Annotated in this window: 17 protein-coding genes and 1 pseudogene; 15 read left to right on the top strand and 3 right to left on the bottom strand. The window is 71.1% G+C overall.

The window, feature by feature from the left end; genetic code table 11:
* Positions 1 to 14 precede the first annotated feature (14 nt).
* The gene (locus tag ACTWPW_RS24165; protein ID WP_443169968.1) at positions 15 to 917 is read right to left on the bottom strand and encodes a branched-chain amino acid transaminase; all 903 of its coding nucleotides are present in this window, start codon (positions 915 to 917) and stop codon (positions 15 to 17) included.
* An 87-nt stretch (positions 918 to 1,004) separates the two neighbouring features.
* On the opposite strand from ACTWPW_RS24165, the gene ACTWPW_RS24160 reads away from it, so the two are divergent.
* Positions 1,005 to 2,414 (top strand): aminotransferase-like domain-containing protein, encoded by a 1,410-nt coding sequence (locus tag ACTWPW_RS24160; protein WP_443169967.1) that lies wholly within the window; start codon positions 1,005 to 1,007, stop codon positions 2,412 to 2,414.
* A 301-nt stretch (positions 2,415 to 2,715) separates the two neighbouring features.
* Here the strand turns inward: ACTWPW_RS24160 and ACTWPW_RS24155 are convergent, their stop codons facing one another.
* Positions 2,716 to 4,230 carry a glycoside hydrolase family 10 protein gene (locus tag ACTWPW_RS24155; protein WP_375110116.1) on the bottom strand — a complete coding sequence of 505 codons (1,515 nt, stop codon included), beginning with the start codon at positions 4,228 to 4,230 and terminating at the stop codon, positions 2,716 to 2,718.
* Positions 4,231 to 4,405: 175 nt separating this feature from the next.
* Positions 4,406 to 6,544 carry an elongation factor G-like protein EF-G2 gene (locus ACTWPW_RS24150; protein ID WP_443169966.1) on the bottom strand — a complete coding sequence of 713 codons (2,139 nt, stop codon included), beginning with the start codon at positions 6,542 to 6,544 and terminating at the stop codon, positions 4,406 to 4,408.
* A 145-nt stretch (positions 6,545 to 6,689) separates the two neighbouring features.
* Between ACTWPW_RS24150 and pgsA the strand changes: the two genes are divergently transcribed.
* The 14 genes and pseudogenes from pgsA (at position 6,690) to ACTWPW_RS24080 (ending at position 17,843) form a co-directional block, all read left to right on the top strand.
* On the top strand, positions 6,690 to 7,313 hold the full coding sequence (pgsA, locus tag ACTWPW_RS24145) for a phosphatidylinositol phosphate synthase (protein WP_364116506.1): 624 nt from the start codon (positions 6,690 to 6,692) through the stop codon (positions 7,311 to 7,313).
* A complete protein-coding gene (locus ACTWPW_RS24140; protein ID WP_375110118.1) occupies positions 7,310 to 8,233 on the top strand; it encodes a phosphatidylinositol mannoside acyltransferase in 924 nt (307 codons plus the stop codon). Before pgsA ends, ACTWPW_RS24140 begins: the two co-directional genes overlap by 4 nt.
* Positions 8,230 to 9,360 carry a glycosyltransferase family 4 protein gene (locus ACTWPW_RS24135; protein WP_364116510.1) on the top strand — a complete coding sequence of 377 codons (1,131 nt, stop codon included), beginning with the start codon at positions 8,230 to 8,232 and terminating at the stop codon, positions 9,358 to 9,360. Before ACTWPW_RS24140 ends, ACTWPW_RS24135 begins: the two co-directional genes overlap by 4 nt.
* Before the next feature lie 26 nt (positions 9,361 to 9,386).
* Positions 9,387 to 9,916 (top strand): annotated as a pseudogene (locus ACTWPW_RS24130) (hypothetical protein).
* Between the two features lie 62 nt (positions 9,917 to 9,978).
* A complete protein-coding gene (locus tag ACTWPW_RS24125; RefSeq protein ID WP_375110119.1) occupies positions 9,979 to 10,992 on the top strand; it encodes a DUF3048 domain-containing protein in 1,014 nt (337 codons plus the stop codon).
* A 118-nt stretch (positions 10,993 to 11,110) separates the two neighbouring features.
* Positions 11,111 to 12,025 carry a pyridoxal 5'-phosphate synthase lyase subunit PdxS gene (pdxS, locus tag ACTWPW_RS24120; RefSeq protein WP_375110219.1) on the top strand — a complete coding sequence of 305 codons (915 nt, stop codon included), beginning with the start codon at positions 11,111 to 11,113 and terminating at the stop codon, positions 12,023 to 12,025.
* 227 nt (positions 12,026 to 12,252) lie between these two features.
* A complete protein-coding gene (locus ACTWPW_RS24115) occupies positions 12,253 to 13,932 on the top strand; it encodes an alkaline phosphatase D family protein (protein ID WP_375110120.1) in 1,680 nt (559 codons plus the stop codon).
* Between the two features lie 93 nt (positions 13,933 to 14,025).
* Positions 14,026 to 14,448: a MarR family winged helix-turn-helix transcriptional regulator gene (locus ACTWPW_RS24110; protein ID WP_364116518.1), complete on the top strand. Its 423-nt coding sequence runs from the start codon at positions 14,026 to 14,028 to the stop codon at positions 14,446 to 14,448.
* A gap of 19 nt (positions 14,449 to 14,467) precedes the next feature.
* On the top strand, positions 14,468 to 14,884 hold the full coding sequence (locus ACTWPW_RS24105) for an MFS transporter (RefSeq protein WP_443169999.1): 417 nt from the start codon (positions 14,468 to 14,470) through the stop codon (positions 14,882 to 14,884).
* A gap of 165 nt (positions 14,885 to 15,049) precedes the next feature.
* Positions 15,050 to 15,331, top strand: coding sequence for a hypothetical protein (locus ACTWPW_RS24100; RefSeq protein ID WP_443169965.1), 282 nt, complete (start codon positions 15,050 to 15,052; stop codon positions 15,329 to 15,331).
* Positions 15,332 to 15,355: 24 nt separating this feature from the next.
* Positions 15,356 to 15,550 carry a hypothetical protein gene (locus ACTWPW_RS24095; RefSeq protein WP_443169964.1) on the top strand — a complete coding sequence of 65 codons (195 nt, stop codon included), beginning with the start codon at positions 15,356 to 15,358 and terminating at the stop codon, positions 15,548 to 15,550.
* 9 nt (positions 15,551 to 15,559) lie between these two features.
* Positions 15,560 to 16,414: an endonuclease/exonuclease/phosphatase family protein gene (locus tag ACTWPW_RS24090; protein ID WP_443169963.1), complete on the top strand. Its 855-nt coding sequence runs from the start codon at positions 15,560 to 15,562 to the stop codon at positions 16,412 to 16,414.
* Positions 16,415 to 16,511: 97 nt separating this feature from the next.
* On the top strand, positions 16,512 to 17,090 hold the full coding sequence (pdxT, locus tag ACTWPW_RS24085) for a pyridoxal 5'-phosphate synthase glutaminase subunit PdxT (protein ID WP_375110124.1): 579 nt from the start codon (positions 16,512 to 16,514) through the stop codon (positions 17,088 to 17,090).
* A gap of 3 nt (positions 17,091 to 17,093) precedes the next feature.
* The gene (locus ACTWPW_RS24080) at positions 17,094 to 17,843 is read left to right on the top strand and encodes a YebC/PmpR family DNA-binding transcriptional regulator (RefSeq protein ID WP_375110125.1); all 750 of its coding nucleotides are present in this window, start codon (positions 17,094 to 17,096) and stop codon (positions 17,841 to 17,843) included.
* The last annotated feature ends 108 nt before the right edge of the window (positions 17,844 to 17,951 follow it).

Here is a 17,951-nt window from a genome sequence, read left to right as displayed (position 1 = left end):
GCCGACTCGGATCATCAGGCCGCCACCGGCGTGAGCCAGTGCCGGTAACGCTCGTCCCGGCCGTGCACCGCGTCGTCGTAGGCGTCGGTCAGCTTGGCGGTCACCGGTCCCGGGCCGCCGCCTAGCTCGCGTCCGTCGATGGAGGCGACGTGCGCGATCCCGGCCCCGGTGCCGCAGACGAAGATCTCGTCGGCCGCGTACAGGTCCGAACGCATCAGCTCCTGCCTGACCGCCCGCAGGCCCAGGTCGGCGGCCAGCCGCTCGACCGTGTCCTGGGTGATGCCCTCCAGCGCGCCCGCACTGGAGGGCGGCGTGGCCAGCAGCCCGTCGCGGACCACGAAGAGGTTGGCGCCGGTGCACTCGCTGACATGACCGGCGGCGTTCAGCAGCACGGCCTCGTCGTAGCCGGCCCGCAGGGCCTCGTCCTTGGCCAGGACGGAGTTGAGGTAGGGGCCGGTGGCCTTGGCCGCGGTGGGCACCACCATGTGGTCGTTGCGCCGCCACGAGCTGGTCATCAGCCGCACGCCGGCGCCGAGCAGCGCGCCCCAGCTCCAGGACGCGATGGACACGTCGGTGGGGCAGCCGCGCGCCGCGATGCCCATCTCGCCGTAACCGCGGGAGACGAGGTGGCGGATGTAGCACGCCGGGTGCCCGTTGGCGGCCACCGTCCGCAGCGTGGCCGTCCGGAGCTCGTCCAGCGTGTACGGCAGCGCCAGCCCGATCATCCGGGCACTGCGCACCAGCCGCTCCAGGTGATCGTCGAGCCGGAACACGGCCGGCCCCTCCGGCGTCCCGAACGCCCTGGTGCCCTCGAGGACGGCGGTGCCGTAGTGCAGGGCATGCGAAAGCACGTGCACCCGGGCCTCGCCCCACGGCACCAGTGCCCCGTTCATCCAGATGTACGTGGCCTCCTCCACCCGCGCTCCTCTCCTCGGTGGCCCTGTTCGATCAAGATTGCTGGGCCAATTTCACGATGAGTGGCACATTATCGAGATAATGGTGGCATGGGAAGGGAAGACAACCTCGTCACGCTCGTCCGGGACCGCCTCCGCCTCCAGCAGGGCACGCCCAGCCGCCGCCTGGCCGGCGCGCTCGCCGACCTCACCCAGGCGGGCCTCATCACCCCCGGCACCCGGCTCCCGTCGGAACGCGACCTCGCGCAGGCCGTGGGGGTCAGCAGGGGGACCGTGGCGGCGGCCTTCAACGCGCTGTGCGAGGAGGGGTTGTGCGAGCGGCGCCACGGGAGCGGCACGTACGTGCTCGGCACGCCCTCGTTCGGCGGCCTGCTGCAGGCGGGGGCGGTGCGTGCGGACCTGTCCACGTCGGTCGTCCCCGACCCGTCACACCTGGTCCTCCCGCCCCTGGACCCGGCCGACCTCCTGCGGGTACCCAGCGGGCACGGCTACGACGCGATGGGCGACCCCCGCCTGAGAGCCCTCCTGGCGACCCCGGCGGCCCTCGACTCCGAGACCGGCACGACGGGAGTGGCGGGTGTTCGGCCCAGGGGCGGCGAGGCGGGACACGGCTATGAGGGGGCGGGCGTGCTGCCTGGGGAGATCCTGGTCACCGCGGGGGCGCAGCAGGGCATCGACCTGGCCGCGCGGGCGCTGGTGCGGCCGGGCGACCGGGTCCTGGTGGGTGATCCGGCCTACGGGGGCGCGCTGAGCGTGTTCCGGCGGGCGGGGGCGCACGTGGTGGCTGCGGACCTCACCTCGCCGGCCGCCGTCGAGGAGGCGCTCGCCCGGCACCGCCCCGCCGCCGTCTACGTGGTCAGCGTGGACAACCCCACCGGCTCGGTCCCGCCGCTGCGGCACGTCGCCGAGCTGGCCGCGGGCGCCGACGTGCCGGTGGTCGAGGACCGTACGCTGGCGGCGCTGGTGTACGACGGCACGCCGCCGCCCGAGCCGCTGGCCCGGCTGCACCCGTACGGGACGGTGACCGTCGGGTCGCTGTCGAAGGTGCTGTGGGGCGGGCTCCGGGTGGGCTGGGTGACGGCGGCGGAGCCGCTGCTGGCCCGGCTGGTGGAGGCCAAGCTGGACGCCGACCTGGCGACCAGCGCGGTGTCGCAGCGCCTGGCGGCCGACCTGCTGGAACGCAACCCGGTGGAGCCCTGGCGCGCCGAGCTGGCCCGGCGCCGGGACCACTGCCTGGCCGCCCTCGCCGCGTACCTCCCCGAATGGACCTGGACCCGGCCGGCCGGCGGGCTGTCGGTGTGGGCGCGCCTGCCCGGCACGGACACGGACCGGTTCGCCGCCGCGGCCCGGGAGCACGGGGTCGCGGTCGCGCCCGGCTCCCTGTTCTCCCCGGACGGCCGCCACCGCGACCGCCTCCGGCTCAGCTTCGCCCTCCCACCCGCCCTGACGGACCAGGCGGTGGCAGGCCTGACCCAGGCCTGGCGGTCCTACCACCACTGACACCCCGACGCCCCTGCCAGTGACACGACGTCGCCGTCGGGCGGCCCTCGTGAGGCGGCGCCATCAGCGGCCCTTGTGGCGCGGAGCCATCAGCGGCCGGTGGCGCGGTGCCATTAGCGGCCCTGTGGGGCGGTGCCCTCAGCGGCCCGCTCCGGCCCTGGCGTGGCGACGGGTCCGGGCATCCCAGGCGTCCTGGCCAGGGCGTGGTCCGCTGGGCCCCGGCTGCCGGCCCAGCCGGCGTGCGTGCGGAGACGACGAAGGGCCGGCCCCAGGTGGGACCGGCCCCGGTGGCGGGCGGGGGTCAGACCGCGTCCACCTTCACCTTGACCGCCTTGCTCTCGTGGTGCAGCCGGTCGAGCGAGGTCACCAGGTAGGTGCCCGCCGACTTCGCCGCGTAGGACGGATCGCTCACCACCGCCACCAGGTTCCGGGCGTCGGTGGTGTGGCAGTCCTTGCCCGACTTGGGCAGCTGGTACACCGCGTAGGCCCGCGCCCCCGAGGAGGGCGTCCAGGACAGCTGCGACCCGGCCGCCTTGACGCCGGCGGGCGCCGCCGGGGCCTGGCCGCCGCGGTCCTCGGCCAGCGGCAGCAGCGCCGGACGGCTGTAGTAGGTCTTGGCGACCCGGTCCATCGCGCCCAGCGGGTTGGTCAGGAGCTGCTTGGCGCTGAAGTAGACGGCGCCGTCGACCTGCTTGCTGGCGCGGTTGACGCCGATCTGCCCGGCGAGCTCGCCCGGCTTGGTCCAGGTCCGGTCGTCCGTGGTGCCGACCCGGTAGAGGCCCTCGCCGATGTAGAGCTGCACGTCGCTGCCCTTGACCTCGTTGGACCACCAGCGGACCAGCGTGTTGTAGTCGGCCAGCTTGTGCCCGCGCGGCCAGTAGAGCTGCGGCAGCACGTAGTCGACCGTGCCGGCCTTGATCCAGGCCCGCGCGTCGGCGTAGATCGAGTCGTACGCCGACATGCCCGATGTGTTCGACCCGGTCGGGTCGTTGGACTTGTTACGCCAGATGCCGAACGGGCTGATGCCGAACTTCACGTGGTTCTTGGCCTGGTGGACGGCCTTGTCGACGCCGGCCACGAGCGTGTTGACGTTGCCGCGCCGCCACTCGGCCAGGCTCTGGCCCTTGCCGTATTTGCGGAAGGCCGCGGTGTCGTCGAACTTCGCCCCCGCCACGGGGTAGGGGTAGAAGTAGTCGTCGAAGTGGATCCCGTCGACGTCGTAACGGTCGACCACGTCGGTGATGACCTTGGTCACGTGGTCGCGCACGGCGGGCAGGCCCGGGTTGTAGTAGAGGCGGCCGCCGTATTTGATCGTCCAGTCCGGGTGCTTGCGCGCCGGGTGGCCGGCGGGCAGCTTGGCGGTGCTGTCGCCGTAGGAGGCGCGGTAGGGGTTGAACCAGGCGTGGAACTCCATGCCGCGCTTGTGCGCCTCCTCGACGAGGAAGGGCAGCGGGTCCCAACCGGGGTCCTTGCCCGGCGTGCCGGTCAGGTATTGCGACCAGGGCTCGAGCGAGGACTTGTAGAGCGCGTCGGAGGCGGGCCGCACCTGGACGAAGACCGCGTTGAGGTTGCGCTTGGCGGCGCTGTCCAGGATCTTGACGTATTCGGCCTTCTGCCTGTCCGCGCCGAGGCCGGCCTTGGAGGGCCAGTCGATGTTCTGGGTGGTGGCAATCCACACCCCGCGCAGCTCTCGCTTGGGATAGCGGGCGTCAGCCTTGCAGGCCGCGGGGGGTGCGGCGACGGTCGTCTTCTTCTCGCTCGCTGCGGGGCTCTCCCCGGCGCCGGGGCCGAAGACGTAGGCGGCCGTGGTGGTCACGACAGCGAGAGCAGCAGCGGCTAGGAGTGGGCGTCCAGTTCGCATAATGCCACCCAGTGTGACAGCTGCTCCGGCGTGCTCGGTACGAAAAATCGAAATCGAGTCGTGATTCCTTTGTGACAAAAGCACATTGCTGGGCCGGGAGGGACATATCCCTCCCGGCTCCTCCGAGGCCTCAATCCGCGGCTGTCACCTTGTTCACGAGGTTCGGCGGCAGCGGTTCGTAGCGCAGGAACGTCCGGTGGAAAGTTCCCGTTCCGTGTGACATAGATCTCAGGTCGATGGCGTACCTCGTTATCTCCAGCTCGGGCACCTCCGCCTTGACCAGCGTGCGGCCGGTGCCGACCGGCTCGGTGCCGAGCACCCGCCCGCGCCGCGACGACAGGTCGGACATCACCGACCCGACGTAGTCGTCGGCCACCAGCACCGACAGCTCGTCCACGGGCTCGAGCAGCAGCGTCGAGACCTTCGACGCAGCCTCCTTGAGCGCGAGCTGCCCCGCGATCTGGAAGGCCATGTCGGAGGAGTCGACGGAGTGGGCCTTGCCGTCGTACAGCGTGACGCGTACGTCCACGATCGGGTAGCCGGCGACCACGCCCCGCTCCATCTGGGCCCGCACGCCCTTCTCCACCGACGGGATGAACTGCCGCGGCACCACGCCGCCCACGATCTTGTCCACGAACTCGAAGCCCCCGCCGGACGGCAGCGGCTCGACCTCGAGGTGGCAGATCGCGTACTGGCCGTGGCCGCCGGTCTGCTTGACGTTGCGGCCCATCGCCTTGCACTTGCCGCCGAACGTCTCGCGCAGCGGCACCCGCAGCTCGATCCGCTCGACCTCGACGCCGTGGCGCTTGGCCAGGCGGTCGAGCAGCACGTCGGTGTGCGCCTCTCCCATGCACCACAGGACGAGCTGCCGGGTCTCGGCGTTGTTCTCCAGGCGCAGCGTCGGGTCCTCGGCCACCAGCCGGCCGAGCGCCTGCGACAGCTTGTCCTCGTCGGCCTTGGACTTGGCCGTGATCGCCACGGGCAGCAGCGGGTCGGGCATGTCCCAGGCCGTCATCAGCAGCGGGTGGTCCACGTCCGACAGCGTGTCGCCGGTCTCGGCGCGCGACAGCTTGGCCACGGCCACGATGTCGCCGGCCATGCCCTTGGCCGCGCCGCGCTGCTGCTTGCCCAGCGGGCAGGTCAGGGTGCCGATGCGCTCGTCCACGTCGTGGTCCTCGTGCCCGCGGTCGGCTAGGCCGTGCCCGGACACGTGCACGGTCATGTCGGGCCGCAGGCTGCCGGAGAAGACGCGTACGAGGCTGATGCGGCCCACGTACGGGTCGCTGGTGGTCTTGACGATCTCGGCCACGAGCGGCCCGTTCGGGTCGCACGTGATGCCCTTGACCGGCTTGCCGGACAGGTCGGTGATCTCCGGCATCGGGTGTTCGAGGGGCGACGGGAAGCCCTGCGTCACCAGCTCCAGGATCTCCTGCGCGCCCACCCCGATGCCGCTGCACAGCACCGGGTAGAAGCTGCCGCGGGCGACGGCCTTCTCCAGGTCGTCGATGAGCACCTTGGTGTCGATGGGCTCGCCCTCGAGGTATCGCTCCATGAGCGACTCGTCCTCGCTCTCCTGGATGATGCCCTCGATCAGCACCCCGCGGTGCTCCTCGATCTGCGCTTCGTACTCCGCGCCCGGCTCCTTCTCCGTACGGGTGCCCGTGGCGTAGTTGTAGAACTTCTGCGACAGCAGCCCGATCAGGCCGTTCACGTGACCATTGGTGATCACCGGAAGATAGAGCGGCGCGACGCCGTCACCGAAGATGTCCTGGCAGGTGGCGAGCACCTCGTCGAAGTCGGCCCGCTGGTGGTCGATCTTGGTGATCACGACCGCCCGCGGCATGCCGACCTGGGAGCACTCCTCCCAGAGCATCTGGGTGAGCCCGTCGACCCCGTCGGACGCCGACACGACGAACAGCGCGGCGTCGGCCGCGCGCAGCCCCGCGCGCAGGTCGCCCACGAAGTCGGCGTAGCCGGGGGTGTCCAGAAGGTTGATCTTGATGCCGTTGTGCACCAGGGGCGCCACGGCGAGGTTGACGGACCGTTGTTGCCGGACCTCGACCTCGTCGTAGTCGCTGACCGTGTTGCCGTCCTCCACCCGTCCCGGGCGCTGAATGGTGCCCGTCGCGGCCAGCAGCTGCTCGACGAGGGTCGTCTTACCCGCTCCTGAGTGGCCGACCAGCACGACATTGCGTATCGCATCCGCCCTGTCGGCCGCGGGTGCCCTGCCCGCGGCTCCCACGGCGCCTCCCGAATGTCTTTCCGCCACATCGCCTCCCGCGTCGTCGGTCTGTTTGCCAACGCCGCGCCCGCGCGGAGGGTGATGGAAACCGCATGGACGCGGTGTGTTCACCAAATACCCCTGTGGCGGATATCACAAGAGGGGAGGGGCAAAGAAAGTTGTCAGGCTCGTCATGGCCTACGATCGGACCGCGATGCTCAAACTCCTGCGCCCGGCCATGACCCGGATACTCACCCCGCTGGGCAGGGCCCTCGTCGGCCGCGGGATCGGCCCGAACGCCGTCACGGCGGTCGGCACCCTCGGCACCGTCGTGTCCGCCCTGCTCTTCTTCCCCCTGGGGCACCTCACCTGGGGTGCCCTCGTGATCACTGTCTTCGTGCTGTTCGACCTGCTCGACGGCGTGGTGGCCCGGCTCGGCGGGAAGGGGGGCAGCACCTGGGGGGCCTTCCTCGACTCCACGCTCGACCGGGTCGCCGACGCCGCCATCTTCGCCGGCCTGATCCTGTATTTCATCTCCGTGGACGACACTCTGATGGCCGCGGTGACGCTGGTGTGCCTGATAGCGGGCACCCTCGTCTCCTACGCCAAGGCCAGGGCCGAGGGGCTCGGGCTCACGGCCGACGTCGGGCTGGCCGAGCGGCCGGAGCGGCTGGTGGTGGCCCTGGTCGCGGCCTGTTTCTCGGGGCTCGGAGTTCCGTACATCCTGCCTGTGGGCATGTGGCTGCTGGCGGTGGCCAGCGTGATCACCGTGGGGCAGCGCGTGGTGGCCGTCTACCAGCAGACGAGGGAGAGATGAGCGAGAAGGTGTCGTTCGGCGACCGGATCGTGGCCGCCGGGTTCGCGGCCGGGTGGAAGCTCGTGCCGCTGCTGCCCGAGCGCCCGACGGCCGCGGTCTTCCGCTTCCTGGCCGACCGGGTCTGGAGCCGGCGGGGCAAGTCCGTGCTCAGGCTGGAGTCCAACCTCGCCAGGGTGACCGGTCTCGACCCCGGCAGCCGCGAGGTGCGCGAGCTGGGCAGGGCCGGGATGCGCTCCTACTTCCGCTACTTCCACGAGATCTTCCGGCTCCCGTCGATGCGCACCGAGGAGGTCGTGCGCCGCACCCACGTCATCGGGGCCGAGCACATCCACACCAACGTGGCGGCCGGCCGGGGCGTGGTGCTGGCGCTGCCGCACATGGGCAACTGGGACCAGGCCGGGGCGTGGCTGGTGGGCGTGGGCCATCCGTTCACCACCGTGGCCGAGCGGCTCAAGCCCGAGTCGCTGTTCCGGCGCTACGTCGCCTTCCGCGAGGGGCTCGGCATGGAGGTGCTGCCGCTCACCGGCGGCGACGGGCACAACTTCGGCACGCTGGCCATGCGGGTGCGCAAGGGCGGCGTGGTGTGCCTGCCCGCCGAGCGCGACCTGACCAAGAGCGGCATCGAGGTGCGCTTCTTCGGCGCGGCCACCAAGGTGCCGGCCGGGCCGCCGCTGCTGGCCGTGCAGACCGGGGCCGCGCTGCTGCCCGCCACCGTCTACTTCGAGGGCGACGACTGGGGCATCCACATCCACGAGGAGGTCCCCGTCCCCGAGGAGGGCACCAGGCAGGAGAAGGTCGCCGCGGTGGCGCAGCACCTGGCCGACGTGTTCGAGAAGGGCATCTCCGAGCACCCGGAGGACTGGCACATGTTGCAGCGGCTCTGGCTGGACGACCTGCCACCCGGCCGGGAACCTCGATGAGGGTCGGCATCGTCTGCCCCTACTCCTGGGACATGCCGGGCGGGGTCAAGCAGCACATCGACGACCTGGCCCAGGCGCTCGTGGCACAGGGGCACGACGTGTCGGTGATCGCGCCGGCGGCCGACGACGACGAGCTGCCCCCCTATGTGACGGGCGCGGGCAGGGCGGTGCCGGTGCCGTACAACGGGTCGGTGGCCAGGATGTCGTTCGGGTTCCTGTCGGCCGCGCGGGTGCGGCGCTGGGTCCGTACGGGCGGGTTCGACGTACTGCACATCCACGAGCCGCTGATCCCGAGCCTGGGCGTGCTGGCCTGCTGGGCGGCCAAGGGGCCGATCGTGGCCACCTTCCACGCCTCGTTCTCGCGCTCGCGGGCGATCGCGGTGGCCGAGCCGCTGCTGCGCAGCGCGCTGGAGAAGCTGAGCGGCCGCATCGCGGTCTCCGACGCGGCCCGCAAGAGCCTGGTCGAGCAGTTCGGCGGCGACACGGTCCTCATCCCGAACGGCGTCACCGTCGCCCGCTACACCGAGGCCGAGCCGCTCGACGGCTGGGGGCCCGACGGGGCCACGCTCGGCTTCCTCGGCCGCATGGACGAGGAGCGCAAGGGCCTGCCGATCCTGCTCGACGCGTTCAACACCCTGGCCGCCGAGCGGCCGGAGGTGAAGCTGCTGATCGCCGGGCCCGGCGACGCCAAGGACGTCTACGAGCGGGTGCGCAAGCAGTTCCGCGACCGGGTGACGGTGCTGGGCATGGTGAGCGAGGCCGACAAGATCCGCGCCTACCACTCGGTGGACGTGTTCTGCGCGCCGAACACGCGCGGGGAGAGCTTCGGCATCGTGCTGGCCGAGGCCATGGCCTCCGGCGCGACCGTGCTGGCCAGCGACATCCCCGCCTTCCGCAAGGTGCTGGGCGAGGGGCAGGCGGGCGCGCTGTTCGCCAACGGCGACCCCGGCTCGCTGGCGCGCGAGGCCGGCGCGCTGCTCGACGCGCCGGAACGCAGGGCCAAGCTGGCGGCCGAGGCGCTGGTGGCGGTCCGGAAGTACGACTGGTCCACGGTGGCGCGCGACGTCGTACGCGTCTACGAGACCGTCACCACGAGCGGCGCGGGGCGCGTCGAAGAGGACCTGTGAGGTAGGTAGGGCCTGTGACATCCACCATGATCGTGCTGATCGTGGGCATCGTCGTGGTGCTCACGGCCGTGTACATCTCCTGGCGCGCCGGCCGGCTCGACCGGCTGCACATCCGGCTGGAGCTGGCCCAGGAGTCGCTGGACGCCGCGCTCATGCGGCGCCGCGCGGTGGTGCTGGAGCTGGCCGGCTCGCGCCTGCTCGACCCCGCCACGTCGCTGGTGCTGGCCGCGGCGGCGCACGAGGCCAGGTCGGCCGGGCCGGAGGAGCGCGAGCACGCCGAGAGCGACCTGTCGCGGGCGCTGCGGGCGGTGGTGGACCAGGAGCGGTTCAGGGAGAAGCTGTCGGAGTCGCCCGGCGGCCGCGCGCTGCTGGAGGAGCTCGACACGGCGGTGGCCAAGGTCGTCTACTCGCGGCGGTTCTACAACAACTCCGTCGGCGTCACGCGTACGGCCCAGCGCCGCTGGCTGGCCAGGACCTGCGCCTGGCCGGGCACACCGAATACCCGCAATTCTTCGAGATTGATGACAATCCGCCTGCGGCTATGGCAACTGAATGACCTGATTTGGGGAAGCCAGTAAGCTTCATCCCGTTTTCGGGCTGAAGCGAGGAGAGTTACACGTGCGGCTACCCCGGATGATCACGCTCTGGCTGGCCGGAGCGGCCGTGCTGCTGCCCGTCGCCGCCTGCTCGTCGGAAGAACCGGCCCCCGGCAAGGCGCCCCAGGCCGCCACGGCCGCGCCCAGCGAGGAGCCGGAGGAGGTCAACGCGCACCCGTTCACCGGCAAGCCGTACCAGAGCCTCAAGCCGGTGCTGGCCGTGAAGATCGAGAACACCGCGGCCGGCAAGCCGCAGCTCGGGCTCAAGAGCGCGGACATCGTCTACGTCGAGCAGGTCGAGGCCGGGCTGACCCGGCTCATGGCGATCTTCTCCTCCAAGCTGCCGCCCAAGGTGGGCCCCGTGCGCAGCGCCCGCATCTCCGATCTGCACATCGCGCCGCAGTTCGGCAAGCCGGCCTTCTCCTACTCGGGCGCGCAGACCAAGATGCTGCCGTTCATCGCCGAGGCGTCGCTGTTCGACGTGGGCGACACGCGCAACCCCGGCGCGTACTTCCGCCAGCCCGGCCGCTTCGCCCCCTACAACCTGTTCGCCAACACCAAGCAGCTCCTGGCCAAGGCGCCCAAGGCGACCAAGGCCAAGGACATCGGCTTCACGTTCGGCGAGGCCCCGGCCGAGGGCGGGGTCGAGCGCAAGTCGTACACCGTCAAGTGGCCCGCCGCGCGCTTCACCTTCGCCTGGTCGGAGGAGCGCAAGCAGTGGATGATCTGGCAGGACGGCAAGAAGGACATGGCCGCCGAGGGCGGCCAGCTCGGCGCGCCGACGATCGTCGTCCAGTACACCAAGACCGAGCGTTCGGAGTTCCACGACAAGAACGACAGCTACACACCGCTGGTGCACACCACGGGCAAGGGCTCGGCCATCGTGCTGCGCGACGGTAAAGCTTTCAAGGCGCGGTGGGAACGGGAATCGGAGGAGTCCGGCACGACGTTCACCACTGAGAGCGGCGAGCCGATGAACTTCGCCCCCGGCCAGGTCTGGGTGGCCCTCGCCAGCCGCAAGCCCGTCATCCCGTAGCGCCTACCTGTATCGGTATGGCGGTAAAACCTGACATCCTGGCATGTCGGGGGAGGGGTCCTCCAGGACCTACGATGGGCTTGATAACTTACCGATCCGCCGTTGAGAGCCCGTGAGGATGACCGTGTCCAGCAGCACGCCAGAAAGCACCCCCGTCACCGGAACCGCCCGCGTCAAGCGCGGCATGGCCGAGATGCTCAAGGGCGGCGTCATCATGGACGTCGTCACGCCGGACCAGGCCAAGATCGCTGAGGACGCCGGCGCGGTGGCCGTCATGGCCCTGGAGCGCGTGCCCGCCGACATCCGCGCGCAGGGTGGCGTGTCCCGGATGAGCGACCCCGACATGATCGACGGCATCGTCGACGCCGTCTCGATCCCCGTCATGGCCAAGGCCCGCATCGGCCACTTCGTCGAGGCCAGGGTGCTGCAGGCGCTCGGCGTCGACTACGTGGACGAGTCGGAGGTGCTGACCCCGGCCGACTACGCCAACCACATCGACAAGTGGCAGTTCACCGTGCCGTTCGTGTGCGGGGCCACCAACCTGGGCGAGGCCATGCGCCGCATCACCGAGGGCGCGGCCATGATCCGCTCCAAGGGCGAGGCCGGCACCGGCGACGTCTCCAACGCCGTCACCCACATGCGCACGATCCGCGCCGAGATCAAGCGGCTCACCTCGCTGCCCGAGGACGAGCTGTACGTCGCCGCCAAGGAGCTGCAGGCCCCCTACGAGCTGGTCGTCGAGGTCGCCAAGACCGGCAAGCTGCCGGTCGTGCTGTTCACCGCGGGCGGCATCGCCACCCCGGCCGACGCGGCGATGATGATGCAGCTCGGCGCCGAGGGCGTGTTCGTGGGCTCGGGCATCTTCAAGTCGGGCGACCCGGCCAAGCGCGCCGCGGCCATTGTCAAGGCCACGACCTTCTACGACGACCCCGACGTCATCGCCAAGGTCTCGCGCGGCCTGGGCGAGGCCATGGTCGGCATCAACGTCGACGAGATCCCGCAGCCGCACCGCCTGGCCGAGCGCGGCTGGTAAGGCGGCGCGTCGTTGCAGGTCACAGACTTGCCGGCGTGAGACGATCACCTCTGGCAGGCCGGTGACGGCCTGGCGGGGGCGCCACAATGTGACGGTGGAAATTGCCGGAGAAGGCGACATCCGCGAAGGATGTCGCCTTTTTCGTGTTGTGTGGTGTTCACCACGTAGTCATGATTCTCAGTCAGGCTACGGGGCGTCCCTCACCCTTGATCGTCCAGGAGCGCCGCATGTCCCTCAACCGCAGGCATTTCCTCGTCACCGGGTTAGCGGCAGGCGCCGCCGCGGCCATCCCCGCCACCGCCGCGCACGCCGAGCCCGACCCCGCCGCCGAGACGGCCCAGAGCCTGGCCTCGCGCGGTCTGCGCACCGACCCCTTCACCCTCGGCGTCGCCTCCGGCGACCCCGACCACGAGGGCTTCGTCCTGTGGACCAGGCTCGCCCAGGAGCCCATGGCCGAGGACGGGCTCGGCGGCATGCCGCAGCGGCCCTTCCCCGTGCAGTGGCAGATCTACGGCGACGAGCGGGGGCGCCGGGTCGTCCGCACGGGCGTCACCGTCGCCGCCCCCGAGTGGGGTCACAGCGTCCACGTCGAGGTCCAGGGGCTGAGCTCCGACCGCGAGTACTGGTACCGCTTCCGCGTCGGCCCGTACGTCTCGCCGGTCGGCCGCGCCCGCACCGCCCCGCACCCCCTGTCGTACGGCGGCGCCCTGGCCATGGCCTTCGTCTCGTGCGCCCAGTACGAGCACGGCTACTTCACCTCCTACCGCCGCCTCGCCGAGGAGCACCCCGACCTGGTCCTGCACCTGGGCGACTACCAGTACGAGTACACCAGGGACACCTACACCATCCCCGGCGGCAACGTCCGCCACCACGAGGGCCCCGAGACCGAGACCCTGGCCAACTACCGCCAGCGGCACGCCCAGTACAAGGCCGACCCCGACCTCCAGGCCGCGCACGCCGCCGCGCCGTGGCTGGTGGTGTGGGACGACCACGAGCTGGACAACAACTGGGCCGACGAGGTGCCCGAGCGCCCCGAGACCCCCCAGCCGAACTTCCTGACCAGGCGCGAGGCCGCCTTCCGCGCGTACTACGAGAACATGCCGCTGCGCCGCACCTCGATCCCGCGCGGCATCGACATGCAGCTCTACCGGCGCATCCGGTGGGGCCGGATGGCCACTTTCCACATGCTCGACACCCGCCAGTACCGCGACGACCAGGGCTGCGGCGACGGCTACCGCGACTGCCCGGCCGCGGTGGACCCGGCCCGCTCGATCACCGGTGCCGCGCAGGAGGAGTGGCTGCTGAACGGCTTCCGCCACTCGCGGGCGCAGTGGGACATCCTGGGCCAGCAGGTCTTCTTCGCCCAGCGCGACAACAACGCCGGGCCCGCCAAGATCACCTCGCAGGACGCCTGGGACGGCTACGTCGCCTCCCGGCAGCGCATCACCCAGGGCTGGATCGACGCCGAGGTGCGCAACCCGGTGGTGCTGACCGGCGACGTGCACGCGCACTGGGCCAGCGACCTCAAGCTCGACTACGACGACCCGACCGGGCCCACGGTGGGGTCGGAGCTGGTGGCCACGTCGATCTCGACGGGCGGCAACGGGGCCGACTCGGACCCGGCGCAGCACCCGTTCCTGGCGATCAACCCGCACCTGAAGTTCTACAACAACCAGCGCGGCTACGTGCTGACGAAGATCGAGCGGGACCTGATGACGGCCGACTTCAAGGTCGTGCCGCAGGTCCAGACGCCCGGGTCCGAGGTGTACACCAAGGCCACGTTCGTCATCGAGGACCGCGCGCCCGGGGTCAAGCAGACGTACCTGCGCCCGCTCGACCCGGCGATGCGCATCGGCCAGCAGATGACGGTGGAGGAGACGGTCCGCCTGGAGACCGAGCGTCCGTAACCCCTCGTCGAAGGACCCGGTCTCCTCGGGAGGCCGGGTCCTTGCGTTTCCCTGGGCCGGAATATTAGCCAGGCTAAGTTAGTTTGGCCAACCATGAGGGACGATCCCACCCACCTGGCCGAGCAGGTCTCCGCGGTGCTGCGGCACCTGGTCCTCCTGCTCAGGCGCACCGTCGCCGGCCAACCCGTCACCAGCCAGCAGTACGGCGTCCTCGGCTCGCTCGAGCACGGCCCCCGCCGGATGACCGCGCTGGCCGAGGAGCACGCCGTACAGCTCCCCACCATGACCGTCCAGATCAACCGCCTGGAGGACGCGGGCCTGGTGACCCGCGGGTCCGACCCCGCCGACGCGCGGGTCAGGACGGTCGAGCTAACCGGCGAGGGGCGCGACAGGCTGCGCGCCGTACGCCAGGCCAGGATCGGCCACCTCACCCGGGAGCTGGCCGCGCTCACCGAGGAGGAGCGCGCCACGCTCGCGGCCGCCCTGCCCGTGCTGGCCAAGCTCGGCCGCTCGTAGAAAGGAACGGCATGCAAACCTGGACGCCACCCCCAGCCAGGTCTCCCTGCTGTTCACCAGCTACTTCCTGGTGACGGCCGTGGCCATGCTCATCACCGGCTGGGTCTCCAGCCGCATCGGCGGCAAGCGGACGCTGCTGGCCGGGCTGGCGCTGGTGATCGTGTTCGCCGCGCTGGCCGGCACCTCCACCAGCGTCGCCGAGCTCGTCGGCTTCCGCGCCGGCTGGGGCCTGGGCAACGCGCTGTTCGTGGCCACGGCGCTGGCCGTCATCGTCGGCGCCGCCGGCGGCGGCGCGGAGTCGGCCATCATCCTGTACGAGGCCGCGCTCGGCCTGGGCATCTCCGCCGGCCCCCTCGTCGGCGCGCTGCTCGGCGACTGGAACTGGCGAGCCCCGTTCTTCGGCGCCGCCAGCTCATGGCCGTCGGCTTCGTGCTGATCGTCACCCTGCTCAAGGCCCCCGCCAGGCCCGCGGTGCCGACCAGGCTGAGCGCCCCCATCAGGGCCCTGGCCCACGGCGGCCTGTCCACGACCGCCTTCACCGCGCTGTTCTACAACTTCGCCTTCTTCACGATCCTCGCCTTCACCCCCGTTCATCCTGCACATGTCCCCGTACGGCATCGGCGCCGTCTTCTTCGGCTGGGGCGTCTGCGTGGCGCTGGCCTCGGTCTTCGGCGCGCCGCCGCTGCGGCGCAGGATCGGCTCGGTCAACGTGCTGCACCTGTCGCTGGCCCTGCTCGCCGTCCTCCAGATCGGCATCGCGCTGTCCGGGCACGCGGGCATCGTCGTGTTCACCGTCCTGTCCGGCATCCCCATCGGCCTCGGCAACACCGTCTTCACCGAGTCGGCCATGGAGGTCTCCGACGCCCCCAGGCCGGTCGCCTAGGCGGGCTACAACTTCGTGCGCTGGATGGGCGGCGCGCTCGCCCCGTTCGTCGCCACCAAGCTCGGCGAGGAGGTCGGCGTCGCCGTGCCGTACGCGCTCGGGGCGGTCTGCTGCGCCATCGGCATGGCCATCCTGTACACCCGGCGCCACCACCTGCGCTCCCTGGCCCGCGTGGACGCCGGCCACGCCACGCACGACACCGCGCCCGCTGTGGTTTGATGTCCCACCATGGTGGGACACGTGCTGCTGCTCGTGGCGGGGCTGCTCGCGGCGCCCGTACGCACGGAGTTATCCGTCATGACGTGGAACGTCTGCACCGGCACCAACTCCGACTGCCGCCTCTACCGCGCCGGCGCCGTCGAGCTGGCCGAGAACATCGGCCGGCAGGCGCTCTCCCGGACCGCCCGGCCCGGCGTCATCTTCCTGCAGGAGTTCTGCACCGGAGCGACGGGCACCCTCGAACTCTGGCTCGAGCGGCGCACCGGCCGTAGCTGGACCGTCGGCTCCTGGGGCCTGACCACTCACGACGGCAAGCCGTACGCCTGCCACCCCGACCGCCTCGGCCGCCCGCGCGGCGCGCAGAGCATCGCGGTCGCGGTGGCCGGCGAGGCCACGTTCGAGACCCACCCGCTGCCCGCCCCGCCCTGGTACGTCCGGCGCGCCGCCCTCTGCGCCACCGTGGCCGCCCCCAAGGTCCGCGCCTGCGGCACCCACCTGTCCTCCGGCGCCCAGTACGACGACCGCCAACCGGGCGCCCCCTACCGCACCCGGCAGCTCCAACGCCTGCTGGAGGTGGCCGCCAGGCCCGGCTACCGGACGATCGTCGGCGGCGACCTCAACGTCTCGCCGCCCGACGGCGGTTACGGCAGCGCCGCCGGCCGCCGGGCCGTCGCCCCGTTCTACCGCGCGTACCAGGAGTGCGACCAGCGCGGCGCGCGGCGCACCGGAGGCCGGACCCGCGAGGACAAGAAGCTCGACTACCTGTTCGCCCCCAAGGGCAGCGTGCGGAGCTGCCACGTGGCGCGCGAGGTGACCCTGTCGGACCACAAGCCCGTCCACATGGAAGTGGCCTTGCGGCCCTGACCTGCGCGAGTTCGCCGGACGCGGCCCCCAGGCGGAAGATGTCGGCGCATCCTGGTGTTGAATTGGCGGAATCCGTACCCGGACGAAAGGATCGGCTGTGCCCAAGATCGGTGTACTCGCCCTCCAGGGAGACGTGCGCGAGCATGCGCGCATGCTTCAGGAGGCGGGCGCGACGGCCACCGCCGTACGCCGCCCCGCCGAGCTGGACGCGGTCGACGGCCTGGTCATCCCCGGCGGCGAGTCGACCACGATGTGGAAGCTGGCCGAGACCTTCGACATGCTGCAGCCGCTGCGGATGCGGATCAAGGAGGGCATGCCCGCCTACGGCTCCTGCGCCGGCATGATCATGCTGGCCGACCGGATCGAGGACGGCATCGCCGGCCAGCAGACCATCGGCGGCATCGACATGGTGGTCAGGCGCAACGCGTTCGGCCGCCAGGTGGACTCCTTCGAGTCCGACCTGCGCTTCGCCGGGGAGCAGGTGCACGCCGTCTTCATCCGCGCGCCCTGGGTCGAATCCGTGGGCGCGGACGTCGAAGTGCTGGGCAGGGCCGAGCCTGGGGATAGGATCGTCGCGGTCCGTCAAGGGCCGTTGCTCGCTACGTCGTTCCACCCCGAGCTCACCGGGGACGTACGCGTGCACCGTTACTTCGTAGACATGGTGAGGGAGCTCTAGGTAATGTCCGGCCACTCCAAATGGGCGACGACGAAGCACAAGAAGGCCGCGCTCGACGCCAAGCGCGGCAAGCTTTTCGCCAAGCTCATCAAGAACATCGAGGTGGCGGCCCGGACCGGTGGCCCTGACCCGGACGCCAACCCCACCCTCTTCGACGCCATCTTCAAGGCGAAGAAGAACTCCGTGCCCAACGACAACATCGAGCGGGCGCGCAAGCGCGGCGGCGGCCTGGAGGCCGGCGGCGCCGACTGGCAGACGATCATGTACGAGGGCTACGCGCCCGGCGGCGTCGCGGTGCTCATCGAGTGCCTCACCGACAACCGCAACCGCGCGGCCTCCGAGGTGCGCGTGGCGCTGACCCGCAACGGCGGCTCGCTGGCCGACCCCGGCTCCGTGTCCTACATGTTCAACCGCAAGGGCGTCGTGATCGTGCCCAAGAACGGGCTCGACGAGGACACCGTGCTGATGGCCGTGCTCGACGCCGGCGCCGAGGAGGTCAACGACCTCGGCGAGTCCTTCGAGGTCGTCTCCGAGGCGGGCGACCTGGTGCCGGTGCGCAAGGCGCTGCAGGAGGCCGGGATCGACTACGACTCGGCCGAGTCCAGCTTCCTGCCGACGATGAGCGTGCCGCTCGACGAGGAGGGCGCCAAGAAGGTGTTCCGCCTCATCGACGCGCTGGAGGACAGCGACGACGTGCAGAACGTCTTCGCCAACTTCGACGTCTCCGACGACGTGCTGGCGGCGCTGGACTAGCGGCTCCGCCACCTGGAGGGTCCGGTTCGCCCGCCGGGCCCTCGTTCGCGCGTACCCGCCGGGCTCGGTCGTGCGCACCCGGCGCCGCCCGGGACGCGCGCGTTTCTT

This window comes from Nonomuraea sp. KM90 (assembly GCF_052246675.1).
Classification (GTDB): Bacteria; Actinomycetota; Actinomycetes; order Streptosporangiales; family Streptosporangiaceae; genus Nonomuraea.
This window is presented reverse-complemented; position numbering and strand designations above follow the sequence as displayed.